General features: G+C 70.3%; 23 protein-coding genes. 10 read left to right on the top strand and 13 right to left on the bottom strand.

Going from position 1 to position 24,614, the window contains the following annotated elements; genetic code table 11:
* Positions 1-178 precede the first annotated feature (178 nt).
* Both V7Z82_RS13785 and V7Z82_RS13780 read left to right on the top strand, forming a co-directional pair.
* The gene (locus V7Z82_RS13785; protein ID WP_334152107.1) at positions 179-793 is read left to right on the top strand and encodes a hypothetical protein; all 615 of its coding nucleotides are present in this window, start codon (positions 179-181) and stop codon (positions 791-793) included.
* Entirely contained in the window at positions 790-1,023 is a 234-nt protein-coding gene (locus V7Z82_RS13780) for a helix-turn-helix domain-containing protein (RefSeq protein ID WP_334152106.1), read from the top strand. Before V7Z82_RS13785 ends, V7Z82_RS13780 begins: the two co-directional genes overlap by 4 nt.
* An 88-nt stretch (positions 1,024-1,111) precedes the next feature.
* Here the strand turns inward: V7Z82_RS13780 and V7Z82_RS13775 are convergent, their stop codons facing one another.
* The gene (locus V7Z82_RS13775; protein ID WP_334152105.1) at positions 1,112-1,456 is read right to left on the bottom strand and encodes a YbjQ family protein; all 345 of its coding nucleotides are present in this window, start codon (positions 1,454-1,456) and stop codon (positions 1,112-1,114) included.
* Between the two features lie 107 nt (positions 1,457-1,563).
* Here V7Z82_RS13775 and V7Z82_RS13770 point away from each other — a divergent pair, with 107 nt between their 5' ends.
* Positions 1,564-1,905 (top strand): hypothetical protein, encoded by a 342-nt coding sequence (locus V7Z82_RS13770; RefSeq protein ID WP_334152104.1) that lies wholly within the window; start codon positions 1,564-1,566, stop codon positions 1,903-1,905.
* A gap of 147 nt (positions 1,906-2,052) precedes the next feature.
* Entirely contained in the window at positions 2,053-3,477 is a 1,425-nt protein-coding gene (locus V7Z82_RS13765; protein ID WP_334152103.1) for a dicarboxylate/amino acid:cation symporter, read from the top strand.
* Between the two features lie 187 nt (positions 3,478-3,664).
* Here the strand turns inward: V7Z82_RS13765 and V7Z82_RS13760 are convergent, their stop codons facing one another.
* Complete coding sequence (locus V7Z82_RS13760; RefSeq protein ID WP_334152102.1) at positions 3,665-5,395, bottom strand: sodium:proton antiporter; 1,731 nt, start codon at positions 5,393-5,395, stop codon at positions 3,665-3,667.
* Positions 5,396-5,448: 53 nt separating this feature from the next.
* Here V7Z82_RS13760 and V7Z82_RS13755 point away from each other — a divergent pair, with 53 nt between their 5' ends.
* Together V7Z82_RS13755 and V7Z82_RS13750 are read left to right on the top strand one after the other, a co-directional pair.
* The gene (locus tag V7Z82_RS13755) at positions 5,449-6,498 is read left to right on the top strand and encodes an LLM class flavin-dependent oxidoreductase (RefSeq protein ID WP_334152101.1); all 1,050 of its coding nucleotides are present in this window, start codon (positions 5,449-5,451) and stop codon (positions 6,496-6,498) included.
* A 94-nt stretch (positions 6,499-6,592) separates the two neighbouring features.
* Positions 6,593-6,817, top strand: coding sequence for a methyltransferase (locus tag V7Z82_RS13750; RefSeq protein WP_334152100.1), 225 nt, complete (start codon positions 6,593-6,595; stop codon positions 6,815-6,817).
* Positions 6,818-6,857: 40 nt separating this feature from the next.
* On the opposite strand, the gene pheA is transcribed toward V7Z82_RS13750, so the two are convergent.
* Positions 6,858-7,808 (bottom strand): prephenate dehydratase, encoded by a 951-nt coding sequence (pheA, locus tag V7Z82_RS13745; RefSeq protein WP_334152099.1) that lies wholly within the window; start codon positions 7,806-7,808, stop codon positions 6,858-6,860.
* 68 nt (positions 7,809-7,876) lie between these two features.
* Here pheA and pgm point away from each other — a divergent pair, with 68 nt between their 5' ends.
* Complete coding sequence (pgm, locus tag V7Z82_RS13740; protein WP_334152098.1) at positions 7,877-9,538, top strand: phosphoglucomutase (alpha-D-glucose-1,6-bisphosphate-dependent); 1,662 nt, start codon at positions 7,877-7,879, stop codon at positions 9,536-9,538.
* Positions 9,539-9,615: 77 nt separating this feature from the next.
* Here pgm and V7Z82_RS13735 read toward each other — a convergent pair whose 3' ends face one another.
* The 7 genes from V7Z82_RS13735 to V7Z82_RS13705 all read right to left on the bottom strand — a co-directional run bounded on the left by V7Z82_RS13735 (position 9,616) and on the right by V7Z82_RS13705 (position 17,085).
* Complete coding sequence (locus V7Z82_RS13735; protein ID WP_334152097.1) at positions 9,616-10,719, bottom strand: glycerate kinase; 1,104 nt, start codon at positions 10,717-10,719, stop codon at positions 9,616-9,618.
* Positions 10,720-10,749: 30 nt separating this feature from the next.
* Complete coding sequence (locus tag V7Z82_RS13730; protein ID WP_334152096.1) at positions 10,750-11,847, bottom strand: LacI family DNA-binding transcriptional regulator; 1,098 nt, start codon at positions 11,845-11,847, stop codon at positions 10,750-10,752.
* 28 nt (positions 11,848-11,875) lie between these two features.
* Positions 11,876-12,640: a sugar phosphate isomerase/epimerase family protein gene (locus V7Z82_RS13725; RefSeq protein ID WP_334152095.1), complete on the bottom strand. Its 765-nt coding sequence runs from the start codon at positions 12,638-12,640 to the stop codon at positions 11,876-11,878.
* 107 nt (positions 12,641-12,747) lie between these two features.
* A complete protein-coding gene (locus V7Z82_RS13720; RefSeq protein WP_334152094.1) occupies positions 12,748-13,680 on the bottom strand; it encodes a sugar phosphate isomerase/epimerase family protein in 933 nt (310 codons plus the stop codon).
* A complete protein-coding gene (locus tag V7Z82_RS13715) occupies positions 13,677-14,852 on the bottom strand; it encodes a dihydrodipicolinate synthase family protein (protein WP_334152093.1) in 1,176 nt (391 codons plus the stop codon). Before V7Z82_RS13715 ends, V7Z82_RS13720 begins: the two co-directional genes overlap by 4 nt.
* 4 nt (positions 14,853-14,856) lie before the next feature.
* Positions 14,857-16,020, bottom strand: coding sequence for a Gfo/Idh/MocA family protein (locus tag V7Z82_RS13710; protein ID WP_334152092.1), 1,164 nt, complete (start codon positions 16,018-16,020; stop codon positions 14,857-14,859).
* A 105-nt stretch (positions 16,021-16,125) separates the two neighbouring features.
* Positions 16,126-17,085: a LacI family DNA-binding transcriptional regulator gene (locus V7Z82_RS13705; protein WP_334152235.1), complete on the bottom strand. Its 960-nt coding sequence runs from the start codon at positions 17,083-17,085 to the stop codon at positions 16,126-16,128.
* Positions 17,086-17,269: 184 nt separating this feature from the next.
* Between V7Z82_RS13705 and galT the strand changes: the two genes are divergently transcribed.
* The 3 genes from galT to galE are packed head-to-tail and all read left to right on the top strand — an operon-like array spanning position 17,270 to position 20,727.
* A complete protein-coding gene (galT, locus tag V7Z82_RS13700) occupies positions 17,270-18,487 on the top strand; it encodes a galactose-1-phosphate uridylyltransferase (RefSeq protein WP_334152091.1) in 1,218 nt (405 codons plus the stop codon).
* Complete coding sequence (galK, locus tag V7Z82_RS13695; protein ID WP_334152090.1) at positions 18,484-19,704, top strand: galactokinase; 1,221 nt, start codon at positions 18,484-18,486, stop codon at positions 19,702-19,704. The genes galT and galK overlap by 4 nt, the downstream gene beginning before the upstream one ends.
* Before the next feature lie 45 nt (positions 19,705-19,749).
* Entirely contained in the window at positions 19,750-20,727 is a 978-nt protein-coding gene (gene galE / locus V7Z82_RS13690; protein ID WP_334152089.1) for a UDP-glucose 4-epimerase GalE, read from the top strand.
* A gap of 3 nt (positions 20,728-20,730) precedes the next feature.
* On the opposite strand, the gene V7Z82_RS13685 is transcribed toward galE, so the two are convergent.
* The 3 genes from V7Z82_RS13685 to V7Z82_RS13675 form a co-directional block, all read right to left on the bottom strand.
* Positions 20,731-22,056 (bottom strand): MFS transporter, encoded by a 1,326-nt coding sequence (locus tag V7Z82_RS13685; RefSeq protein ID WP_334152088.1) that lies wholly within the window; start codon positions 22,054-22,056, stop codon positions 20,731-20,733.
* Entirely contained in the window at positions 22,053-22,985 is a 933-nt protein-coding gene (locus V7Z82_RS13680; protein ID WP_334152087.1) for a polysaccharide deacetylase family protein, read from the bottom strand. The genes V7Z82_RS13685 and V7Z82_RS13680 overlap by 4 nt, the downstream gene beginning before the upstream one ends.
* 64 nt (positions 22,986-23,049) lie before the next feature.
* On the bottom strand, positions 23,050-24,174 hold the full coding sequence (locus tag V7Z82_RS13675; RefSeq protein WP_334152086.1) for an ROK family transcriptional regulator: 1,125 nt from the start codon (positions 24,172-24,174) through the stop codon (positions 23,050-23,052).
* Positions 24,175-24,614 lie beyond the last annotated feature (440 nt).

Genomic DNA, 24,614 nt, shown 5'->3' with positions numbered 1-24,614 from the left:
CTTCTCGCGCCTGTACATCGAGAGTAACCACCGGGAACGGCAGGTATGCCCGTGTTCGCCGTGGGCGTGACGGTGCGGCGGCGGCTCGGCCGTCTTCGCAGGTCGCCGCTTGACCGACGTATCGATTCTCGTTATGTTAACGTTTATCGCTAACAACGACTATCGATAAGGAGCGATCATGAACTCCACGAAACCGGGTGTTCTGACCCGTGGCGACAAGAGCGCGCTCATCGGCTTCTGCATCGCCGGCCTCGCGATCGCGGTGTACTTCGTCGTCTTCTCGACGCTCCGCATCGTCGAACTCGCCCGCGGCACCGACGTGCCCGTGCTCGTCGAGTTCATGGATACACAGGTCCGGGTTCCGCTGACGACGGGCGACGGCGTCACCGCCGAACTCGATCGTGCCACGCTCACGGCATCCACGCTGCCGCCCATCGCGACGGCAGCCGGGATCATCGGCCAGGTGGTGCAGATCCTCACGATCGTCGTGGTGATCGGATGCCTGATCCTGCTCGCCCGCGGCATCCTGAGCGGACGCGTGTTCAGCCGCCGCAACACCGTGCTCGTGATGACCGCCGGGATCACCGGTCTGGTCGGCTTCGCCGCCGTGCAGTTCTTCGACAACATGCTCGCCAACGCCGCGGTCGCCGCCGTCACCGACATCGGCATCGACAATGCCGTGATCAGCGTCGAACCGTTCACCTTCATCCTCGCCGCGTTCATCATCGCCGTCATCGGCACGGCGTTCGTGATCGGCGAGAAGCTGCAGAAGGAGACGGAGGGCCTGGTGTGAGCCCCGCCGAGAACGACGACGAGCTCACCGGCATCCACTGCCGTCTCGACGAGCTGCTCGCGGAACGCGGCATGACGCTCACGCAGCTGAGCAGCATGGTGGGCGTGAGCATCGTGAACCTGTCGGTGCTGAAGAACGACCGCGCCCGCGCGATCCGATACTCCACGCTGCGGGCGATCTGCGACGCGCTGCAGTGCGAGGTCGGCGACCTGCTGGTGCTCGCGCGCTGACGCCCTGTGCCCTGTTGCGGTCGCACTTGGTGCCGCCAGGGCGGCGGTCAGGCGGCGCGAACTGCGACCGGAGCGGCAGTGAGGCTGGTCAGGCGGCGGGCGGCGGGGATGCCGGGGCGAGGGGCTCGACGACCACGGCTGTGCCGTAGGCGCAGATCTCCGTGAAGTTCGCGATCGATCCCGCATCGAACCGCATCGCGACGATCGCGTTGGCGCCGCGCTGCACCGCCTGGTCCCACATGCGCCCCATCACCACCTGCCGCGCCTCGTACATGACCTGCGTGTACTCCGGGATCTCGCCGCCGCCGAGCGACCGGAAGCCTGCGGTGAAGCCCTGCCCGAAGTCGGTCGACCGCACGGTCAGCCCCATCACCTCGCCGAGCACCTGCGTGATGCGGTACCCGGGCACGTCGTTGGTCGTCACGATGAACATGACGCCATCGTGGCAGAGCCGGCGCGCACACGACAGGGATCCTCGATGGGGATATCTCCCCATGCATCCGTCGCTATCAATCGGCTGTGAGCCGATACCGTGAAGCCATGACGCTCACGAACCCGAAACTCCGCAACTCCACCCGCCTGCTCATGGCCCTGCCGATCGCGGCACTCGCCTTCTCGCTCGCCGCTTGCGGCGGTTCGACCCGACCGACTTCCGATGAGGTCGCCGACGGCATCCAGAAGGTCTACGAGGATCAAGGGCTCGGCGATGTCCTCACCGACCCGATCGCCAGCTGCTTCGCCGATGCGCTGGTCGACTCGGAGCTGAGCAACGAGACACTCGCCTACATCGCTGACGGCGAGGACAAGCAGAAGGACGAAGCCGACAAGGCCCTGACGACGAAGATCCTCAAGGACAAGCAGGAGGAGTGCCTCAGCAAGTAGCACGAGGCGCCCCGCCGAAGGATGACGGATGCCGGCCGGCATCCGTCATCCTTCGTCATCTCCGCCCAGGGAATGGAATGGCGCTCGTAGCGTTGAGCGTTCTGGCGTGCATTCGGCGCGCCACGATCTTTCCTGGAGTCCCCCACCATGAGCACCACCGTCCGCGCCCAGAAGGCGCCAGACACCCGCGGACCGATCCGGAAGCTGCTGACCTCGTTCGGCTTCCAGATCCTCGCTGCCCTCGTCCTCGGCATCGCCGCCGGTCTCATCGGCCGCCAGCTCGGCGCCACCGCCGACAACCCGAACGGGCTGTCCGCGACACTCGACACCATCGGCAGCTCCTACGTCACGCTGCTGCGTGCGGCCGTCGTTCCGCTGATCTTCACCGCGATCGTCGCGAGCATCTCCAACCTGCGCCGCGTCCAGAACGCCGCTCGCCTCGCCGGCCAGACGCTGCTGTGGTTCGCGATCACCGCGTTCATCGCGGTCACGATCGGCATCGTGCTCGGCCTCGTGATCCAGCCGGGCGCGAGAGCCGGCGAGGGTCTCACCCCCGGTGAGCCGTACACGGTCGGCACCTGGTGGAACTTCCTGCTCGGTCTCATCCCGCAGAACTTCCTCGGCCTGAGCGTCAGCACCAGCCCCGGCGTCGCAGACGGCACGTTCTCGTCCAGCGTGAACTTCAACATCCTGCAGGTCATCGTGGTCGCGGTGGCCGTCGGCATCGCCGCGCTCAAGGCCGGGAAGAAGGCCGAGCCGTTCCTGGCCTTCACCGAGTCGCTGCTCAAGGTCATCCAGCGCGTGCTGTGGTGGATCATCCGCATCGCGCCGCTCGGTACCTTCGGCCTGATCGGCGCCGCCGTCATCAAGTACGGCTGGGAGAAGCTCGCGGCCCTCGGCTGGTTCGCGATCGCGATCTACACCGGCCTCGCGCTCGTGCTGTTCGTCGTCTACCCGATCCTGGTGAAGACCCACGGCCTGTCGATCAAGCAGTACTTCTCGGGGGTGTGGCCGGCCGTGCAGCTGGCGTTCGTCAGCCGCTCCTCGATCGGCACGCTGCCGCTCACCGAGCGCGTGACCGAGCGCAACCTCGGCGTGCCCCGCTCCTACGCCTCGTTCGCCGTGCCCTTCGGCGCGACGACCAAGATGGACGGCTGCGCCGCGATCTACCCGGCCATCGCCGCGATCTTCGTGGCGCAGTTCTTCGGCATCGAGCTGAACTTCGTGCAGTACCTGCTGATCGTGCTCGTCTCGGTCGTCGGCTCCGCCGCCACCGCCGGCACGACCGGCGCGGTCGTGATGCTCACGCTCACGCTGTCGACCCTCGGTCTGCCGCTCGAGGGCGTCGGCCTGCTGCTCGCGATCGACCCGATCCTCGACATGGGCCGCACCGCGGTCAACGTCGCAGGGCAGGCGCTCGTGCCGACGATCGTCGCGAAGCGCGAGGGCATCCTCGACGAGGCGCTGTACAACGCACCTCGCGAGGGCCTGCCGTTCGCCGACGACGATGCGGATGACGAGACGGATGCCGCGGCATCCGCACCCGCTCCGGAGCCCGCCGGCACCCGCTGACGCTCCCTCATGAGCGCCTCGCCCCATCCGGGCGGGGCGCTCTCGCGTTCCCGGCGCGCTTCCTGCTCGTGCGCCCGTCCTGCCGAGCCACCCCCTTGCGTGCGACCCGGCCCCCTCGGTGCTGCACCTACGGGGGCCGCTCGCACACAAGAGGGCCGCTCGGCGCAGCAGTCGGGAGAGTGCGGGGTTACGCGCGGCCCTGCTCGCGGGTCGCGCCGCGGGTGTCGAGCGCGAGCTCCTCGGCATCCATCGCGGCGATCAGCTCGCGCATCAGCTCTTCATCGAGGTCGCCGGCGTCGCGCTCCTGCAGCAGGATCTCGCGACGCACCTGCAGCCAGCCCTTCGACAGGGCGACCAGGTCCTCGTACGACGGACGCGGCACGGCATCCTCGACCTCCTGCGCGGCATCCGTGTCCTTCTCGACGCGGCTCATCCGCTTCGTGAACGCGTCGAACACGCCGAGATCGACAGCGCCGTACTTCGCCTCCCACTCCACACGCTTCTCCGCGAGGAACGCCTTGCCGGCCTCGCGGCTCTTCTCCTTGACGGCTTCGAGCGCCTTCGCGTCCTGCTCCTGATCCACGTCGCCCTCGATGCCGAGGCGGCGGATCAGCATGGGCAGCGTCAGCCCCTGCAGCAGCAGCGTGCCGACCGTCACCACGAAGGCGACGACGACGATCGCGTGCGAGGACTTGTCGTCGAGCGTCGCGAGGTCGGCTGCGGCGAGCGCGATCGCCAAGGTGACGACGCCGCGCATTCCCGCCCAGGAGATCACCGCGCTGTCCCTCCAGGTGAGCTGCAGTCCGGCCATCTGATCGCGCACGATGTGCGTGCGCAGCTCGTCGGCGGTGAACTGCCCGAACCGCCGTGACTTGCCGTGCCGCTTCTCGAACTCCCCGTTCTCGATGCCGCGGTCCCAGCGTTGCAGCCGCTTGCGGTCCTGGAAGTTCGCCCACGCGCTGGTGGGATAGATGTAGAGCGGACGCACGATCAGCACGACCAGCAGCACCGCGAGCGAGAGCAGCAGGATCTGCTCGACCGATTCGCTGCCGAGGTCGCGCAGCACCCGCGGGAACTGCAGACCGATGTACGCGAACACGAAGCTCTCGAGCAGCAGGTCGGCCGAGAGCCACAGCGGCTTCTCCTGCTGACGCGTCGTGTAGTCGGTCCGCGGGGAGTTGTAGCCGACGTAGAGGCCCATCGCGACGACGGCGATCACGCCGGAGCCCTGCAGATGCTCGGCGATCGCATATGCGCCGAACGGCGCCAGCAGGCCGAAGGTGCCGATCACGACGGGGTCGGTGATGCGCATGCGCAGCTGGTGCAGCACGATGCCGAACACGAGGCCGATCACGACGCCGATCACGACCGCGAGCAGGAACTGCCAGACGCCGTCCCAGACCGTGAGCGTCGCGCCGGCGAGGATCGCCGCGAACACCCGGTACAGCGTGAGCGAGGTGGCGTCGTTGATCAGACTCTCGCCGGAGAGCACGGTCATGATGCGTCTGGGCAGCCCGAGCTTGCGTCCGATCGCCGCCGCCGAGACGGCGTCCGGCGGCGCGACGATCGCTCCGAGCAGCAGCGCGCCCGGCAGGGTCAGCGATGGCATGATCCACCAGGCGATGAAGCCGACCGCGAGCGCCGTGAGCAGCACGAGCCAGATGCCGAGGCGACGGATCTGGGGGAGGCTGCGCTTGAAGCCGACGAACGAGACGTCGAGTGCTGCGGAGTACAGCAGCGGCGGCAGCACCAGGCTGAGCAGCACGTGCCCGTCGATGTCGAGGTCGGGCACGATGGGCAGGAAGGATGCCGCGAGCGCCACCACCGTCACCAGCAGCGGCGCAGGCCAGCCTCGCCAGCGCGCGAACGCTGCCACGGCGACGGCTCCGACGAGGACGTAGAAGATGCCTGCTTCCATGCCCCAACGGTAGCGGGGGAATGTCCGGCCGCGCGCCCGCGTTGCCACCAGGGATGTCTGAAACAGCACTCTCCGTCCTCGACCTCGTCCCGGTGCGAACCGGTCAGACCAGCGCCGAGGCGATCGCCTCCTCCCTGTCGCTCGCCGAGACCGCTGATCGGCTGGGCTACCGCCGCTACTGGTTCGCCGAGCACCACAACATGCCGGCCGTCGCATCGACGACTCCCCCGGTGCTGATCGCCGCCGCGGCGACGCGCACCGAGCGCATGCGCCTGGGCTCGGGCGGCGTGATGCTGCCGAACCACGCGCCGCTCATCGTCGCAGAGCAGTTCGCCGCGCTCGAGGCCATCGCGCCAGGACGCATCGACCTCGGTCTCGGCCGCGCGCCGGGCAGCGACCCGGTGATCACACAGCTGCTGCGGCAGGCCGGCACGACCAGCGATGTCGAGCAGTTCCCCCGCCATGTGCAGGACATCACCGCGCTCGTCTCCGGCGAGGGCGCGACCGTGCGCTTCACCTCCGGCGGCGAGTACACCGTGCACGCCACACCGGCGGCGACCGGGGCCCCGGAGGTCTGGTTGCTCGGCTCGAGCGACTACTCGGCGCAGCTCGCGGCATCCCACGGCCTGCCGTACGTCTTCGCGAACCACTTCTCCGGGCAGGGCGTCGAGCGCGCCCTCGACCTGTACCGTTCCGGCTACCAGCCGAACGAGGAGCACCCGGAGCCGCGCACCTTCCTCACCGTGAACGCCGTCGCGTCGCCGACCGTCGAGGAGGCGGAGGCACGCGCCCTGCCGCAGCTGCGGATGATGTCGCGGCTGCGCCTGAACAAGCCCCTCACCGCACTCGAGACCGTGGAAGAGGCGATCGCCGCGATCGCCGCCGAGGCGGATGCCGCCACCGAGCAGGTCGTGCAGGGCGCGCGCTCCCGCTGGTTCGTCGGCACTGGCGAGTCCGTCGCCGCCGAGGTCCGCGAGTTCGCCACCCGCTTCGGCGTCGACGAGGTCATGCTCTCCCCGGTCGCCGGGTACTACGACTCGGAGGGGATGTCGTCGGCATCCGCCCGTTCCCAGACCCTGGAGCTGGTGGCCGCGGCGCTCTGATGCCCTCGGCGCTCCCCCGCACCGCGTCCGGCTGTCAAGGCCTGGTCAAGCTCGTGCGGCGGGCGTAGCCTCAGGCTCAGAGAGGAGTTCGACGATGAGCACCACCACCGGTACCACCACCAAGACACTCGCACTCTGGGTCGCCTACGGCACGAACGGCGTGGTCGGCAGCATCCGCCACGTGGACGACGAGTATCAGGTCACGATGGCGGGAGCGGATACCGCGACCGGCACGTATCCGAGCCTCGCATCCGCGAAGGGCGCGCTGCACTCGCACATGACGCCGGGCAGCGCCTGGCCGATGTTCCAGGAGCACTGAACCGGTTCCAGGAGCACGAGCCGGCGGAGACGGCTCGCGGCTACTCGGTCGGTTCGCCGCTGAGGATGCCGCGCAGCCAGTCCCGCGCCTCGACGAAGATGTCGTCGGCATAGCGCTCGGGGTAGTGCACGATCTGGCGGTCGGCGCGGGGATACGAACCCAGGAACACCACGCGCGGGCTGAACCGACGGATGCCGAGCAGAGCATCCGCCATCCGCTCGTGCTCGATGTGCCCGTCGGCGTCGAGGACGAAGCGGTACCGGCCGAGCTCGTCGCCGATGGGACGCGACTGGATGAGCGAGAGGTTGATGCCGCGGGTCGAGAACTGCTCGAGCATCTCGAGGAGCGAACCGGGATGATCGTTCGGCAGCTCGACGATCAGCGAGGTCTTGTCGGCGCCGGTGGGGGCCGGCGCGGTGGTCGTGCGCGTGACGAGCACGAAGCGCGTCACGGCCTGGGCGTTGTCGCCGATGTCCTCGGCCAGCACCTCGACGTCGAGGTGCTTCACGACGCCGGGAGCGGCGATCGCGGCCTGCGCCGGGAGCGTGCCGTCGAGCACGCCGATGGCCGAGGCGACGTTGCTGGATGCCGGCACATGCGAGTGCGCCGGGATGTTCGCGCCGAGCCAGCCGTGGCACTGCGCGTAGGCGACCGGGTGCGCGGCGATGACCGTCACCTCGTCGAGGGTCGTGCCGCGCGGTGCGACCAGCACGAAGTTCACGCGCACCAGGTACTCGCCGATGATGCGGAGGCCCGGCAGTGTCGCCAGCGCGTCCTGCGTCGTGGAGACGCCGCCCTCGATCGAGTTCTCGATCGCGATCATCGCGGCGTCGCTGCGGCCTTCCAGCACATCTGCGAGGGCCTCGCCGACGTTGTGCACCGGTCGCCAGTTCTGGCCACGGGCCTCAGCGACCTGCTCGAGCGCCGCCTCCGTGAAGGTGCCGGCTGGTCCGAGATAGCTGTAGGTGCGGCGTTCAGTCACGCGTTTCACCTTAGCCCTCCCGTCGAACACGGGAATCGAAGTTTCGCCTCTGGCGCGATCGGGGGCAGACTGTCTGCATGACGAGCCGTGCCGGCCTCCCCGCGGAGGACACTGACCTCATCGATGTCGACGAGTTGATCGCCGCCTACTACGACCGCGTTCCGCGCCCGGATGTCGCCGCCGAGCGCGTCGCCTTCGGCACGAGCGGGCATCGCGGATCCTCGCTGTCCGGCAGCTTCAACGAGAACCACATCCTCGCCACCACGCAGGCGATCGTCGACTACCGCGCGACGCAGGGCATCACCGGCCCGCTGTTCCTCGGCCGCGACACCCACGCCCTCTCGCTGCCCGCCGAGCGCAGCGCGATCGAGGTGCTGCTCGCGAACGGCGTCGACGTCCGTGTCGACTCCCGCGACTCCTGGGTGCCGACGCCGGCGCTCAGCCACGCGATCCTCACGTACAACCGAGCCCTCCGACAGGCTCAGGGAGCGGGAGAGGGGAACGCCGGCCGCGCCGACGGCATCGTGGTCACCCCATCGCACAACCCCCCGCGCGACGGCGGCTTCAAGTACAACCCGCCGCACGGCGGACCCGCAGACACCGACGCCACCGGCTGGATCGCCGACCGGGCCAACGAGCTGATCGCGAACGGCCTCGAGGGCGTCAAGCGCGAGCGCTTCGCCGACGTGGACTGGGATGCCATCACCGGCTACGACTTCCGAGACGCTTACGTGCGCGACCTCCCGTCGATCATCGACATCGACGCGATCCGCCGTGCCGGCGTGCGAATCGGCGCCGACCCCCTCGGCGGAGCATCCGTCGAGTACTGGGCACTCATCAAGGAGATGCACGACCTCGAGCTGACGGTCGTGAACCCCGAGGTCGACCCGACCTGGCGCTTCATGACGCTCGACTGGGACGAGAAGATCCGGATGGATCCGTCCTCCCCCTCCGCGATGGCATCGCTGGTCGCGAAGAAGGGCGACTACGACGTCCTCACCGGCAACGACGCGGATGCCGATCGCCACGGCATCGTCACCCCGGATGCGGGTCTCATGAACCCGAACCACTACCTCGCCGTCGCGATCGACTACCTGTTCTCGCACCGCTCCGAATGGCCGCGCGACGCCGCGATCGGCAAGACGCTCGTCTCGTCGATGATCATCGACCGCGTGGCCGAGTCCCTCGGCCGCCGCCTGCTCGAGGTGCCGGTCGGGTTCAAGTGGTTCGTGCCGGGTCTGCTCGACGGCTCCGTCGCCTTCGGCGGCGAGGAGTCCGCCGGCGCCTCGTTCCTGCGCAGGGACGGCAGCGTCTGGTCGACCGACAAGGACGGCATCCTGCTGTGCCTGCTCGCGGCCGAGATCATCGCAGTGACGGGCAAGACACCGTCGGAGCGGTACGCGGAGCTCGAGGCCGCCTTCGGCTCATCGGCCTACCAGCGGGTGGATGCTCCCGCGACCCCCGAGCAGAAGGCCACGCTCGGCAAGCTCGCCCCCGAGTCGGTGTCGGCGACGACCCTCGCCGGCGAGGAGATCACCGCGAAGCTCTCGCATGCGCCGGGCAACGGTGCCGCGATCGGCGGCCTGAAGGTGCAGACCGAGCACGCGTGGTTCGCCGCTCGCCCGTCGGGCACGGAAGACGTGTACAAGCTGTACGCCGAGAGCCTGCGCGGCCCCGAGCATCTCGCCGAGGTGCAGGCCGAGGCCCGCGCCGTCGTCTCCGCCGCGCTCGGCGGCTGAGTCCGCTGCGCTCGGCGGCTGAGTCCGCTGCGCTCGGCGGCTGAGTCCGCTGGGTTCAGTGGCTGAGTCCGCTGGGTTCAGTGCGCGCGCGCCAGCGCCGCACCGGCGGCGGTGAGCCACCGGGCAGGCTCAGCGAGCGCGGCATCCGATGACCCGGCGAGGTCGGTGAGCGACACGGATGCCGCGAACAGCGCGGTGTCAGCATCCGGCGTGATGCGCCCGGCGGCGAGCATCGCCCGCGCCCCGGCGGCCGCGGCGAGCGAGGCGAGGAACGACGGGACCTTTCCGTCTCCCGACTGGCCGTCATATGACCCCTCGCCCGTGATCACGACGTCGGCGTCGGCGATGGCCGCAGCGAGACCGATGAGCTCGGCGACCTCGGCCGCACCCGGCGCGAGCACGCCGCCCCAGACCACGAGCGCCGCGCCGGTGCCGCCGGCCGCGCCGCTGCCCGGCAGCGTCGCATCGAAGTCGAGGATGGCGGCGAGGCGCGCGAGCCCGTCGTCGACGTGCGCGATGTCGTGAGGCGCGGCGAGCCCCTTCTGCGGCCCGAAGACGGCTGCGGCGCCGCGCGGACCGGTCAGCGGATTCGTCACGTCGGTGAGCACCCGCACCTCCGGAGCGGGACGGAGACCCGTGAGATCCACCGCGACGATGTCCGCCAGGCCGCGCGCCCCAGGTGCCACCGGTGCGCCGGCGGCATCGAGGAATCGCGCGCCGAGCGCCGACAGCATCCCGGTGCCGCCGTCGGTCGATGCACTCGAACCGATCCCGACCACGAGCCGCGAGACGCCGTGATCGAGCGCCGCCGCGATGGCCTGGCCGAAGCCGGTCGTGTCGGCATCCCATGGGCGCAGCGCGTCGAGCAGCTCGATGCCGGAGGTGGAGCCCAGGTCGACGACGGCAGTGCCGCGCGGAGCATCCGGAGTGGCAGGCAGCAGCAGCCACGAGGTCTCGATGCGACCGCCGGCCGGGCCGTCGACCGTGACCGGCATCGCTCGCGCGCCGGGGACGGCCGCAGCGAACGCCGCCACGGTGCCTTCGCCGCCGTCTGCCATCGGTCGGTGCACGAACGCCGCCGCCTGGTCGACCGAGCGCCAGCCCTCGGCGAGGGCTGCAGCAGCATCCGCTGCCGTGATCGTGCCCTTGAAGCTGTCGGGCGCCAGCACGATCCTGGTCATTCGTCGACTCCTGTCATGCTGCGCACCCTGTCATGCGATGCTCGGCGTGCTCGCCCGCACGACGATGTCGAGGGGCAGTGGCGGTTGGGTCCATTCGGCGTCGACCGTGGCACGGAACGCCTGGTAGCCGACCTCGCTCAGCGGCACTCGAACCGTGGTCAGCGCCGGCGAGACATCGCTGCTCGACGGCACATCGTCGAAGCCGCAGACGGCGATGTCTGCACCGACCTCGCGTCCGGCGTCGCGGATCGCCGCCATCGCGCCGATCGCGACCACATCGCTGATGCCGAACACGAGAGTGCCTGGGGCGACGCCGTCGGTCAGCGCCGCCGCCATGGCCGCAGCGCCCGACTCCCGCCGGAAGTCTCCGCGGAGCACGCGGTCGACCGAGCCGCCGGTGGACTCGAAGCCGGCCCGGAACCCGGTGAGACGCTCATCCGAGGTGCGCACTCCTGTGGCCGCGCTGATCGCGATCGCCGAGCGATAGCCGAGCTCGCCCATGCGTCGCCCGAGGGCCTCGGCCCCGCCGTGGTTGTCGATGCGCACCTGGCGGTCGCCCGCGCCGTCAGCGCCGAAGGCGACCGTGCGCCCACCGAGGCGCGCGTACTCGGCGAGCTCGCGGGCGGTCTCCGCCTCCATCGATTCGCCGGTGCGGGATGCCGCGAGGATCAGCCCCTGCGGGCGCTGGCCGCGCAGGGCGCGCACGATCCGCGCTTCGCGGGCCGGGTCGCGCTCGGTGATCGAGATCGTCACGACGAGACCCTGCTCATCGGCACCGCGGGCGACGCCGGACGCGATCATGCCGAAGTAGGGGTCGGCGATGTCGGCGACCAGCAGGGCGATCACCGGAGACGTGCCGCGCGCGGTCGCCTGCGCCGACATGTTGGCGGTATACCCGAGCTCGGCGGCGGCCTTCTTGACCCGCTCGCTGAACGAGTCGGCGACCTTGCGGTCGGAGCCGTTCAGGACCCTGGACGCCGTGGCCAACGAGACCCCGGCCGCGCGGGCGACGTCGTCGAGCGTGGGCGCTCCGCCACGTTCGACACGAGGGCGGCGCGGCGACGCTGACGCCTGCGCAGACGACTGCTGTCCTGGCGCGCCGTCAGCGGGCGAGGTCGACGCGGTCATGCCCCAGAGCCTACTGGGCGGGCCACGGTCACTTCGTCAGTCCGAGGTACGCCCGCAACGATGCGGCCTCGACCGCGAGCGCCGCCGGATCATCGCCCGGGACGAACTCCAGCATCGCGTCGCGCGGCGGAGCGTCCGCGGTCAGCGCCTCGGCGAAGAACCGTGTCCACAGCGCATCGCGCGCCCGCAGCGGCAACCGTTCGTGCGCCGGCCACCAGGAGAACACGTGCGCTGCGCTCGTGTGCGCCGCGATCGCCCGGTACTCCTCGAGCACGGCGTCGACGGATGCTCCGACCGTCGGCTGCCAGTACGTCGACAGTGCGGGGCTCCCGACGTCGGCGAGCAGCCGCCGTGTCGTCGGCGCCGTGTCGGCGAGCGTGCCGGAGTGGAACTCGAGTGCGAGACCGATCCCCCGCTGTGATGCTTCGGATGCCGCCGCCTGCAGCCGTTCGACGACGGCGCCCCAGTCCTGCGGGGCAGCCTCGTTGGAGCCGAGCGCCCCGGCCCAGACGCGCACCCGATCGGCGCCGAGCGCCTGGGCACTGTCGAGGACCGGCGTGATCTGCTCGTCGACGCCGCACCGGAAGTACGAGCCGTAGGAGGCGACTTCGAGCCCGGCATCCGTGGTCAGCCGAGCCACGTACTCGGCGTAGGCTTCGTCACCCGGAGGGACGTGCTCATCGCTGCCCCACTCGATGGCCGCGAGTCCGGCATCCGCCGCCAGCTCCACGATGCGCTGCGGCCGCAGGGCGCGGAAGGTCACCGAGCAGAGGCCCGGCCTGATCGTCGTCATGCGTTCATCCTCTCAATCCGCTGCGACCGGTGCTCGGGTTCCTGCGACGCCTGGGCTCTGAGCCCGTCACACCCTGGCTCCCTGCGGCGCAGCGACCCGCCTGCGGCTCAGCGCAGGTGCGGCGACACCGCGGCGCCGAAGCTCGCCGCGGTGCGGCGGACGACGCGCTCCGGAGCATCCGCCCAGATGTCGGCGTTGAAGATCTCGACCTCGATGTCTCGGTCGTATCCGGTGTCGATCACAGCGCGGGTGAGCGAACCGAAGTCGATCACGCCATCGCCCGTGTAGTGCCGCGAGAGCAGCGCATCGGCGGCGAGCGGGGTCTTCCAGTCGCACACCTGATACGTCGCGATGCGCCCTGCGCGACCGGCACGGGCGATCTGCTCGAGCACCTGCGGGTCCCACCAGATGTGGAAGGTGTCGACCGCAGCGCCGACCACGTCTGCCTCGAAGTCGGCGGCGATGTCGAGTGCCTGGCCGAGCGTCGACACGACGGCACGGTCCGACGCGTACATCGGATGCAACGGTTCGATCGCGAGCGTCACACCGGCGGCCTTCGCCTCGGGCGCGAGCACTCCGATCGCATCGCGCACGCGTTCGCGCGCGCCGATCAGGTCGCGCGAGCCATCGGGCAGCCCACCGGCGACGAGCACGAGCACGGCGGTCGACCCGGCAGCCCCGGCCGCCGCGAGCGTCGCGGTCTCCTCGATCGCCCGGCGGTTGTCGTCGAGCGCGGCGTCTCGCGTCCGGCCCGCCGGAAGGGTGAAGAACCCGCCCCGGCAGTGCGTCGTGACACGCAGCCCGGAGTCCGACAGCATCCGCGCGGCGACGTCGAGGCCGACGTCGTTCACCGGCTCCCGCCAGAGTCCGATGGCCTGGATGCCGGCATCCGCGGTGACCCGCAGCGCGGTCGCGAGGTCCGCATGCTTGATGGTCGCCTGGTTGATCGAGAGGCGGGGATCGGGCCCTTCGACAGGCTCAGGAACCCATCCGCGGGAGTCAGGCCCTTCGACAGGCTCAGGGACCCGTTCGACAGTCATGCGTCGACTCCGTTCAGGCGCAGCAGCCCGTGCCAGCGTTCGCGGGCGAGCTCCGGCGCTTCGAGCGCGAGCGAGGCGTTCGCGAGCTCGACGATGCGGCTGAGGTGCGGCAGGCTGCGAGCAGAGTGCAGACCGCCGACCATCTGGAACGCCGGCTGGTGTCCGTTCAGCCACGACAGGAACGCCACGCCCGTCTTGTAGTAGAACGTCGGCGCGGCGAACACCTGGCGGCTCAGTTCCTCGGTCGGTCCGAGGATCTCGAGGTAGCGCGCGTGATCGCCGGCATCGAGTGCCTGGATCGCCGCCGACGCGACGGGGGTGATCGCCGCGAAGGCGCCGAGCAGCGCGTCCGAGTACGCGCCACCTGGCCCATCGGTGCCGTCGCCGCCGATCAGACGCACGTAGTTGAAGTCGTCGCCGGTGAACATGCGCACACCCTCCGGAAGGCGCTCGCGCACGGAGATCTCGGACTCGGCGTTCAGCAGACTCATCTTCACGCCCGCGACCTTGCCGGGGTTCTCCCCGATGACCTCGAGCAGCACCTCGGAGGCCGCCTGCCAGTCGGGCGCCCCGAAGTAGCCGGCCAGCTCCGGATCGAAGGCAGTGCCCAGCCAGTGCAGCACGACCGGGGCAGTCGCCCGCGACAGCACCTCGCGGTAGACGCGGCGGTAGTCCGCGGCATCCGTCGCCACCCTCGCGAGATGACGCGACGCCATCAGCACCGGGCCTGCGCCCTGCTCCTCCGTGAAGTGCAGCTGCTGCGTGTAGGCGTCGATCACCCGGTCGAGCGAGATGTGCGTCTCGTCGACGTGGTCGGTGTTGACGCCCACCACGACGGAGCCGCCCTCCTCGCGCGCCACCTCGGCGCTGCGGGTGATCAGCTCGCGCGTGGCGGCGGCATCCAGCCCCATGTTCCGTTGGGCGGTGTCCATCGCGTCGGCGACGCCGAGCCCCCAGGAGTAGACGTTGCGTCGGAACGCCAGGGTGGAGTCCCAGTCGATGTCGGCCGGCTGCCCGGGGGTGTTGTCCGCGTGCACCTTCGGCACGACGTGCGCCGCTGCGTAGGCGACGCGGCTGCGCAGCGCGGAGGTCGGGCGCGTGAACGAGCCGCCCTCGTGCAGCGCGGCATCCGTCACCGCCCCGTCTGCGGCGAGGAGTCGGAGCGTGCTCATCGGATCAGTCCAGGCTCAGCGCCGACAGGGCGATCTTCCGGCCCTCGACACTCGAGGTGAGACCGGCCTCGGCGAACTGCACCCCGCGGGCACCGGCGAGCAGATCGAACGGGTAGTCGGTGCCCGCGACGTAGGAGGCGAGGTACTCCTCCCACTGCTGACGGAACCCGTTGAGGAACACGTCGTTCGTCGGCACCTGCTGCCAGTCGGCGTCGTAGTCGCGGGTGTCTTCGAGGTCGGGGTTCCACACCGGCTTCGGAGTGGCGTTGCGCGGCTGGATCTTCGCGCCGAAGAGTCCGACCACGGCCGAGCCGTGCGTGCCGTCGACCTGGAACTCGACGAGCTCGTCGCGGTTCACGCGCACGGTCCAGCTCGAGTTGATCTCGGCGATGATGCCGCCCTCGATCTCGAAGATGCCGTAGGCCGCGTCCTCAGCGGTCGCGGTGTACTTCTCGTTCTGCTCGTCCCAGCGCTCCGGAATGTGCGTCGCGGCCTGCGCGTACACGCTCTTCACCTCGCCGAACAGGTTCTCCAGCACGTAGTTCCAGTGCGGGAACATGTCGCTGATGATGCCGCCGCCGTCCTCCGTGCGGTAGTTCCAGCTCGGGCGCTGCGCCGGCTGCCAGTCACCCTCGAAGACCCAGTATCCGAACTCGCCGCGGACCGACAGGATCCGGCCGAAGAAGCCGGAGTCGATCAGGCGCTTGAGCTTCTGCAGACCCGGCAGGTAGAGCTTGTCGTGCACGACGCCGGTCTTCACGCCGGCCGCCTGGGCGAGCCGCGCGAGTTCGAGCGCCTCGTCGAGCGACTCGGCGGTGGGCTTCTCGGTGTAGATGGCCTTGCCGGCGGCGATCGCCTTGCGGATCGCGGACGCACGGGCCTTGGTCACGAGGAAGTCGGCGTAGATCTCCCACGCCGGATCTGCCAGCGCCGCGTCGAGATCGGTCGTGTAGTCCTCGATGCCGTGCAGTGCTGCGAGCTCGGCGAGCTTGGCCTCGTTGCGCCCGACCAGGATCGGCTTCACCGTGACGCGGGATCCGTCTGCGAGCTCGATGCCGCCCTGCTCGCGGATCGCGAGGATCGAGCGCACCAGGTGCTGCCGATAGCCCATGCGTCCGGAGACGCCGTTCATGATGATCCCGATCTCGCGGGTCGTCGCCTGTGACATCTGTCGTCCGTCCTGTCGTGCGGTCTGCGCTTCCCGTTCGGGTAAGCGCTTTCCGAGATCATCGCAGAGAGATCGATCGAGTGCAAACACGAGTCTCGATCCGGGCTAGCGTCCGGCGCTGCTGGCGCGCTCGATCAGCACGGTGGGGATGACGGATGCCGACGCGTCCGTGCCGTCGGCTCCCTCGATCTCCGCCACCAGCGCCCCGACGGCACGGTGCGCGAGGGCCGTGAAGTCCTGCCGGATCGTCGTCAGCGGCGGACGGTAGTTCGCGGCATCCGGCACATCGTCGAAGCCGACCACGCTGACATCCCCGGGGACCCGGCGGCCAGCCTCGGAGAGCGCGCGGAGCAGACCGAGCGCCATCTGGTCGTTGGCGCAGAAGACGGCGGATGCTGTGGCCAGCGCCCCTCCGGCGGCGAACCCGGCGTCCGCACTCCAGTCCCCGCGCACGACCTCCGGAGCCTCGACACCGGCGGCGGCGAGGGCCTCGCGCCAGCCGTCCTCGCGCTCGATCGCGGCGAACGAGTCGGCCGGCCCGGCGAGGTGGTGCACCGTGGGGTGGCCGAGTCCGAGCAGGTGGGTGGTCGCGGCTGCGGCACCACCGCGGTGGTCGCTGTGCACGGCGACGACACCGGCGTCCGTCGGCGCATCGACCACGACCAGGCGGAGCCCTGGCGGACGCTCGGCAGCGGACACCTGGGCCGAGGCCTCGTTCAGCACGATCGCGCCGTCGACCTCCTGCTCGGCGAGGCGCTCGAACGCGTCGGCCACGCCGGATGCGGCCGTGACGAGCGTGAGGGCGTAGCCCCGTTCGGCCGCTGCTTCCGCAGTGGCCTGCAGCATGCGCGAGTTGCCGACGGTGGCGAGCGTCGTGACGACCAGCCCGATGGTCTGCGACCGACCGGTGCGCAGCGCTCGCGCCGCTCGATTCGGCCGGTAGCCGAGCTCCGCCATCGCGCGCTCGACGCGTTCCCGAGTGGCCGGATCGACGCGAGGGCTGTCGTTCACGACGCGTGAGACGGTTTGCCCGGAGACGCCGGCGAGTGCGGCGACGGCAGCCATCGAGATGCGGCCGCTCGCGGGGCGCCCGCGCCGCGGATCGGGTGACGTGGGAGACGACTCCTCGGGCACCGGCATCCTCCGTTCGCCGCTCAGCGGCGTTCACACCTCAGCAGGTTTCAGAACTCAGCGCGTGCAGTACGCGGCAATGTTGACGTTATCACGGCGATGTGCGTACCATGTTTACGTGAACACGCCTGAATCTCCTGAGTTGCGCACCGAAGCCCTCAGCGCCGGCATCGTCAAGCGCTCGACCGTCCTCGCCGACGGCCGCGACATCATCTACTACGACGACCCCGACACCGCGCTTGGCCCGGATCGTGCCGTCGACGCGCGCGAGCTCGATCCCCGCCCCGACACGGCGTCGATGCGGCTCGACGTGCTCACCGGCGACTGGATCACGGTCGCCGCGAACCGGCAGAACCGCGTCATGATGCCCGGTGCCGATGCCGATCCGCTCGCCCCGCAGACGCCGACGAACCCATCGGAAGTGCCGTCGATGTACGACGTCGCCGTGTTCGAGAACCGCTCCCCCGCGTTCGGCCCCGCCCTCGCAGAGGCGCTCGGCACCGCGCCGGCGGCATCCAATCCTCCGCGCGGCCTCGACGACCTCGACGCCCTCGGGCTCGGGCGCAGCCGCACCTCTGTCGGCCGCTGCGAGGTCGTGTGCTTCAGTCCCGAGCACACCGGCTCGTTCGGCACCCAGTCGGTGGTCCGTGCGCGCACCGTGATCGAAGCATGGGCAGACCGCACGGCTGCGCTGTCGCAGTTGCCGGGCGTCGAGCAGGTCTTCCCGTTCGAGAACCGCGGCGAGGCGATCGGCGTGACGCTGCCGCATCCGCACGGCCAGCTGTACGCCTACCCGTACGTGACGCCGCGCACGACCCGGCTGCTCGACTCGATCGACCGCACCGCACCCGACCTGTTCCAGCGGGTGCTCGAGTTCGAGCAGGCGTCGGAGCGCGTCGTGTTCCGCGGCGAGTACTGGACGGCCTTCGTGCCGTTCGCCGCGCGCTGGCCGCTCGAGGTGCACCTGATGCCGCACCGCCACGTGCCCGACTTCGCCGCGACGAGCGACGCCGAGCGCGACGAGCTCGCGCCGCTCTACCTGCGACTGCTCCGCGGCGTCGATGCGCTCTACGACACCCCGACCCCCTACATCGCCGCGTGGCACCAGGCTCCCGTGCACGTGGGTCGCGACACCGTTCGTCTGCACCTGCAGCTCACGAGCCCTCGGCGCGCAGCGGACAAGCTCAAATTCCTCGCAGGCTCCGAAGCCGCGATGTGGGCCTGGGCCGCCGAAGTCCCCCCCGAACTGGGGGCAGCACGCATCCGCGAGGCGATCGCCCGCGCCGAGGAGGACGGGGCCCTGAGCCCGTCGGAGGGTCCGGAGGCCAACGCATGACCGAGCAGCAGACACAGCAGACCGCCGCCCAGCAGGACGCTCGCGCCCTCTACGAGACGCTCGCCGGGCATGCCCCCGACGGGCTCTGGTCGGCGCCGGGCAGGGTCAACCTGATCGGCGAGCACACGGACTACAACGAGGGCTTCGTGCTGCCCTTCGCGATCCCGCACCGCACGGTCGCCGCGGTCGGCCGACGCGACGACGACCGCATCCGCGTGGCTTCGACGTTCGCGCCCGACGCGGTCGAGGTCGGCATCGACGAACTCGAGTCGTTGTTCCCGACCGTTCGACGGGCTCAGGGATCCGGCGACGCGCAGCAGCCGGCCGTCCCGGAGTGGGCCGCATATCCGCTCGGCGTCGCCTGGGCGCTGCAGCAGGCCGGCGCCTCAGCATCCGGGGTCGACATCGCGATCGCCTCCGATGTAGCGGTCGGCGCAGGACTCTCCTCGTCCGCCGCGATCGAGGGCGCGGCGGCATCCGCACTGAACGACATCTGGGGTGCCGGTCTCGACCGAGTGGCCCTCGCCCGCATCGGCCGCCGAGCCGAGAACGAGGCGGTCGGCGCGCCCACCGGCATCATGGACCAGATGGCGTCGATGCTCGGCGAGCCGGATGCGGCGATCTTCCTCGACTGCCGCTCGCTCGAGGCGCTGCCGGTCGTGGTCGGCGCCGCCCCGGCTGGCCTGGCCATCCTGGTGATAGACACGCAGGTGCAGCACGCGCACTCCACCGGCGGCTATCGCGAACGCCGGGCATCGTGCGAGCGAGGTGCCGCGATCATGGGCGTGCCGAGCCTGCGCGACGTCTCGGTCGCCGACCTCGGCCGCGCCGAAGAGCTCATGGACGACGTCACCTTCCGCCGGGTGCGGCACATCGTGACCGAGAACCAGCGCGTGCTCGACACCGTGCGGGTGCTGCGCGAGCAGGGCGCCAGAGGCATCGGCGATCTGCTGGTGGCGTCGCACGCATCCATGCGCGACGACTTCGAGATCTCGGTGCCCGAGCTCGACACCGCCGTCGAGGCGGCGCTCGCAGCGGGTGCGATCGGCGCGCGGATGACGGGCGGCGGCTTCGGCGGCGCGGCGATCGCACTGATCGAGCAGGACTCGGTGGATGCGGTGTCGGATGCCGTGGCCGCGGCATTCACCGAGCGCGGCTTCGCGGCCCCGCACCTGTTCACTGTCGTGCCCTCAGCGGGCGCACAGCGTGACGCCTGAGAGAATGGACCGGTCCGCGCCTGAGCGCGGCAGGAGAGGAACGCAATGTCCTGGATCGTCACCGGCGGCGCCGGCTACATCGGTGCCCACGTCGTCCGCGCGCTCGCGGATGCCGGGCTCACCCCGGTCGTGCTCGACGACCTCTCCAGCGGCGTCGCGTCGTTCGTCCCAGAGGGCGTCGCCTTCGTGCAGGGCAGCATCCTCGACCGCGAGCTCGTCGAGCAGACGCTCCGCGAGCACGACGCCGACGGTGTGATCCACGTCGCCGGGTACAAGTACGCCGGCGTCTCGGTGCAGCGTCCGCTGCACACCTACGCGCAGAACGTCGAGGGCACCCGCGTCATCCTCGAGGCGATGGACGCGGCCGGCGTCACGAACATCGTGTTCTCGTCATCCGCTGCCGTGTTCGGCACGCCCGATGTCGCGCTGGTCGTCGAGGAGACCGCCAAGAAGCCCGCGAGCCCGTACGGCGAGTCCAAGCTGATCGGCGAATGGCTGCTGCGCGACCAGGCGATCGCGACCGCCGACTCGGCCGCACCGCTGCGCCACACCTCGCTGCGGTACTTCAACGTGGTCGGCTCGGCCGACCCGACCGTCTACGACGTGAGCCCGCACAACCTGTTCCCGATCGTGTTCGAGGCGCTGATCGCGGGCAACACCCCGAAGATCTTCGGCGACGACTACGCGACGGAGGACGGCACGAACGTGCGCGACTACGTGCACGTCGGCGACATCGCGGCGGCGCACGTGGCCGCGGCGAAGCGTCTGTCGGCCGGCGAGCCGATCGAGGCCGCCTACAACCTGGGTTCCGGCGACGGGCTCAGCGTGAAGCAGATCATGGACGCCGTCGCCCGCGTGACCGGCATCGACTTCACCCCCGAGATCGGTCCGCGTCGCCCCGGCGACCCCGACCGGATCGTCGCGACCGGCGAGCTCGCCGCCCGCGACCTCGACTGGACGATGCGCTACACGGTCGACGAGATGGTGCGCACGGGCTGGGAGGCTCGGCGCAACGCCGGTTGACCTTCAGAGGTCGCGCGCGCGGATCGGGTAGAGCCAGAAGCAGAGCCAGGCGAGCGCCGTGAACCCCAGCGGGATGACGGCGAGCATCAAGCGGATGCCGCCGTCGACGCTCTCCGGCTGCGCATCCTCGAGGGCGGCATCGAAACCGGATGCCGTGAGCACCACCGCGGCGACGATCGCCTGCAGCACGACGGAGCCGCGCACGACGAAGCCGTTCACGCCGAAGTACGCGCCCTCGCGGCGGTGCCCGGTGCGGACGGCATCGTCGTCGATGATCTGCGCGAGCATGACCTCGAGCAGCTGCAGCAGACCGCCGACGCCCACCCCGACCCCGACGCCCACCAATGCGGCGCCGAGCACGCTCGACGGGATCAGGTAGCCGAGCACGGCGATCCCGAACACGGCGACGCTCCACAGCACGGCGGTGCGGGGGCTGGTGCGGCGCACGACGGCGCTCCACAGCAGGATCGAGGGGATCGCGGTGATGAAGATCGCGCCGAGCAGCAGGCTGCTCTCACCCTCGGCGGCATGCAGCGAGTACCGCACGTAGAACGGGACCGACGCGAGGATCACCGCGATCGACGTCTGGACGAACAGCGATCCGAGCACGTATGGCACGAAGGCCCGGTTCGCGAAGGTGTACGTCAGCTGGTCGCGGAAGCGCATGGCCTCGGATGCCGCCTCGGGCACCCGTCGCTCGATCATGCCGCCGAAGAACGACCAGACCAGCAGCGCCAGGCACACTGCCGACAGCACGAGCGCCATCCCAGCCCACCCGATCGAGTCGTACAGCGCAGGCGCACCGGCGGTGCCGAGCACCATGCCGAGGATCGCGAAGATCTGCCGCGGGACGTTGCCGCGCGAGCGCTCGGCGGTGGTGCGGAAGATCTCGGGGAACAGGGCGGAGATGTTCAGCACGACCACGACGAAGGCGATGTCGTAGACCGCGACGACGATGAGGAACCAGGCGATGAGTCCGCCGACGGGCAGCTCCGGCGGCATCCAGATCAACGCGAACGCGACGACGAGCGGCACGATGCCGATCCCTATCCACGGGATGCGTCGGCCCCACGGCGTTCGGATCCGATCGGACAGTGCACCGACGACAGGGTTCAGCAGCGCATTCAGGATGCCGTGCGCGATCATCGCGACCGCCACCCAGCCGGCCGGCACCGCGAGGTGCGAGACGTAGAAGTAGACGATGAAGGCCGAGAAGGTCTGCGCCATCAGCTGCGTCGGGAATCCGGATGCTCCGAACGCGATGGACTGCTGCAGGGTCGGCGCCGCGTCGAGGCGGCGGTCGCGGATGCGCGTGGTGAGCGAGGTCACCTGGAGCCGCCGGCCCGTTGCAGGTCGCGGAGGTCGCGCCAGCCGATGCGCACCAGCGCCTCATCCTCGATCGCCTGCTGCACGACCGGGTCGGCGAGCAGTCGCAGTTCGTACCCGCGCTTGGCCGAGCCGTAGTCGACGGCAGCCTGCAGCTCGTCCCCGTCGACCATCGGATGCAGGTAGATCTCGGTGACTCCGGCGGGCACCGCACGCAGCAATGCGACGAATCCGTCGCGCACCTGCTCGTAGGTCTCCTCGTCGGGCGTCCCCTCGCCGACCAGCTCGAAGGGGTGCGACCAGAGTCGGTCGATGATCTCGACGCCGAGCGCTGCCGCCGCGGCCGACGCCCGGTCGAGCGTCGCCTGCATGGTCGGGTCGGCTCCGATACCGTCCATGCGACGCGGCAGGCGGAAGGGCAGACCGTGGCGGGCTGCGAGCGTGAAGACCTCGTCGAGGAAGTCGCGGCCGGTGGCGAGTCCGTAGACCGACCCCATGTGGTTGTCGAGGTGCGTCACGTCGACACCCGCATCGAGCGCGGTCTGCAGCTGCGCGGCGAGTTCCGCGGCGACCTCGCCGGCGTCGGCGCGCTGCTCGACCGCGACGACGTCGATCGGGAAGTATCCGGCTGGGTCGACCAGGCTGCTGGCGCCGCCGGTCAGCGGCCGCCAGCGGTAGCGGGACCATTCGCTCGTGAGCACCAGGTGCACGCCGACGTCGAGCTCGGTGCGAGCGGCGGCGAAGGCGAGCGCCTCTGGCGACCAGGAGCACGGCACCATGACCGTTGTCGAGTCGATGTGCCCGGCATCCAACAGCTCGATGATCGCGGTGTTCGCCGCGTGGCACATGCCGAAGTCGTCGGCGTTGAGGATGATCGCCCTGGCGCCGGGGGCGAGCCCGAGGCGGTCGGTGAGGTCGGAGGGTTCGGTCATCGTCGACTCCTGTCTGCGGGGTGGATGCTGCGCCGCGAAGCGCCGGTTCGGGCCGGCGCCCCGGTCATGCGGCGAGCACGCGGGTGAAGAGCATGGCACGGAGGCCGGAGGCGGCTTCGCGCACGGCACCGACGAGCGGCGCTTCCACGCCGAAGGAGGCGACGAGGAAGCGCACGGTGAGCAGTGGCGCGAACTCCTCTGCGACCCGCACCATCGCCTCCGCGAGCACTGGGTGCGCGGCGTCACCGCTGAGGATGAATGCTTCGGGGTCGAGCACGAGCGTCATGGTGCCGGCGATCAGCACCAGCCTCCTGGCGACCTCGGCGACGATCTTCAGGGCGGCCTCGTCGCCCGCGGCCGCAGCCTCGAGGTGGTCACCGAGCGCGGCACGCGGATCGCGATCGTTGGCCAGGGCGAGGTCGCTGACTACGACATCGCTCACGACCGGAGCGCCGATCGGCAACGGACTCTGCGGCAGGTACATGACCTCTCCGGCGAGACCGGATGCGCCACGGTGCAGTGCACCGTCGATGACGATTCCGGCGCCGAGCCCGTCGTCGACCAGAAGCAGGAGCGCGAAGCTCGACAGCGACCCGGCTGTGCTCTCGGTGAGTTCGGCGAGGGCGGCGAGGTTGACGTCGTTCTCGATGCGCACCTCGCAGCCGAGGGTCGCGGTGAGCGCGGTGTGGAACTGCCCGCCGTCGGGGCCCTCATCGTTGCGGATGCCGCCGTCGGTCGTCACAGCACCGGGCACGGCGACGACCGCCATGTGCACCGGCCCCTTGGCTGCGCGACGGCATTCGTCGACGAGGCCGGCGATGCAGGCGACTCGGTCGTCGTTCGTCCTGAAGTCTCCGTGCGCCTCAGCGCGGACGGTCCCGGTGGCATCGACGAGCACGACGTGTGCCGCGTGATGATCGACGTGGATCGCTGCCGCGTACCCGAGGTGCGGATGCAGCGCGACGCGGACGGCCGCTGGTCCTCGAGTGTCGCGGTCGACGCCGGCGGGTGCGACTGCTCCCGCCGTCTCGAGCATCCGCAGCACCTGCGTGACCGCGGTGCGGGACAGCCCGGTCGCCGACATGAGCTCGGCGCGGGTGCGAGGACCGCTGCGCGCGAGCGCCTCGAGGATTGCGCGGCCGTTCAGCGTGCGCAACAGTGTCTGTGGTCCTGCCAGCGGCCTGGTCATGATGTGTCGATCCCCCCGGGTCGGCCCCTAGCATGACACATCGGGTCGCACCCGTGGCCGGTCGGCTGCGAACATGACGACGGGCACGGCGACCACGGTCTGAAGGTCGGATTCACCCTCTGACGCTGCGGCCGCTGCCCTGTCGATCCCCGATCTCCAGTCGGCCCGCAGCCCTCAGTCGGTCCGCAGCCCTCAGTCGGCCCCGGTCGCGTGTCGGCCGCCGGTCGCGTGGCGACCCGAGTCGCGTGCCGGCACCCAGTCGCCTGTCGGTGCCCGGTTGTCGGTCGGTGCCCGGTTGTCGGTCGGTTCCGGGTCCTGCCGCCTCGCTCGCGTGACTCCGCACACCGCATGGACGGGTGCTACCCGGTGAGCGCGTGGGTGAGTGCGGGTTGTGGGGTTCGCCATCGTCGTGCGGGGTCCCACCACGCGGGCCCGCGCAC

The organism is Microbacterium sp. (genome assembly GCF_036823965.1).
Classification (GTDB): Bacteria; Actinomycetota; Actinomycetes; order Actinomycetales; family Microbacteriaceae; genus Microbacterium.
This window is presented reverse-complemented; position numbering and strand designations above follow the sequence as displayed.

Bases quoted from the DNA above. Each gene is read 5' to 3' on its own strand.
- V7Z82_RS13785 (WP_334152107.1), top strand. From the start codon at position 179: ATGAACTCCACGAAACCGGGTGTTCTGACCCGTGGCGACAAGAGCGCG.
- V7Z82_RS13775 (WP_334152105.1), bottom strand. From the start codon at position 1,456: ATGTTCATCGTGACGACCAACGACGTGCCCGGGTACCGCATCACGCAG.
- V7Z82_RS13770 (WP_334152104.1), top strand. From the start codon at position 1,564: ATGACGCTCACGAACCCGAAACTCCGCAACTCCACCCGCCTGCTCATG.
- V7Z82_RS13765 (WP_334152103.1), top strand. From the start codon at position 2,053: ATGAGCACCACCGTCCGCGCCCAGAAGGCGCCAGACACCCGCGGACCG.
- V7Z82_RS13760 (WP_334152102.1), bottom strand. From the start codon at position 5,395: ATGGAAGCAGGCATCTTCTACGTCCTCGTCGGAGCCGTCGCCGTGGCA.
- V7Z82_RS13755 (WP_334152101.1), top strand. From the start codon at position 5,449: ATGTCTGAAACAGCACTCTCCGTCCTCGACCTCGTCCCGGTGCGAACC.
- V7Z82_RS13750 (WP_334152100.1), top strand. From the start codon at position 6,593: ATGAGCACCACCACCGGTACCACCACCAAGACACTCGCACTCTGGGTC.
- pgm (WP_334152098.1), top strand. From the start codon at position 7,877: ATGACGAGCCGTGCCGGCCTCCCCGCGGAGGACACTGACCTCATCGAT.
- V7Z82_RS13735 (WP_334152097.1), bottom strand. From the start codon at position 10,719: ATGACCAGGATCGTGCTGGCGCCCGACAGCTTCAAGGGCACGATCACG.
- V7Z82_RS13730 (WP_334152096.1), bottom strand. From the start codon at position 11,847: ATGACCGCGTCGACCTCGCCCGCTGACGGCGCGCCAGGACAGCAGTCG.
- V7Z82_RS13725 (WP_334152095.1), bottom strand. From the start codon at position 12,640: ATGACGACGATCAGGCCGGGCCTCTGCTCGGTGACCTTCCGCGCCCTG.
- V7Z82_RS13720 (WP_334152094.1), bottom strand. From the start codon at position 13,680: ATGACTGTCGAACGGGTCCCTGAGCCTGTCGAAGGGCCTGACTCCCGC.
- V7Z82_RS13715 (WP_334152093.1), bottom strand. From the start codon at position 14,852: ATGAGCACGCTCCGACTCCTCGCCGCAGACGGGGCGGTGACGGATGCC.
- V7Z82_RS13710 (WP_334152092.1), bottom strand. From the start codon at position 16,020: ATGTCACAGGCGACGACCCGCGAGATCGGGATCATCATGAACGGCGTC.
- V7Z82_RS13705 (WP_334152235.1), bottom strand. From the start codon at position 17,085: ATGGCTGCCGTCGCCGCACTCGCCGGCGTCTCCGGGCAAACCGTCTCA.
- galK (WP_334152090.1), top strand. From the start codon at position 18,484: ATGACCGAGCAGCAGACACAGCAGACCGCCGCCCAGCAGGACGCTCGC.
- galE (WP_334152089.1), top strand. From the start codon at position 19,750: ATGTCCTGGATCGTCACCGGCGGCGCCGGCTACATCGGTGCCCACGTC.
- V7Z82_RS13680 (WP_334152087.1), bottom strand. From the start codon at position 22,985: ATGACCGAACCCTCCGACCTCACCGACCGCCTCGGGCTCGCCCCCGGC.
- V7Z82_RS13675 (WP_334152086.1), bottom strand. From the start codon at position 24,174: ATGACCAGGCCGCTGGCAGGACCACAGACACTGTTGCGCACGCTGAAC.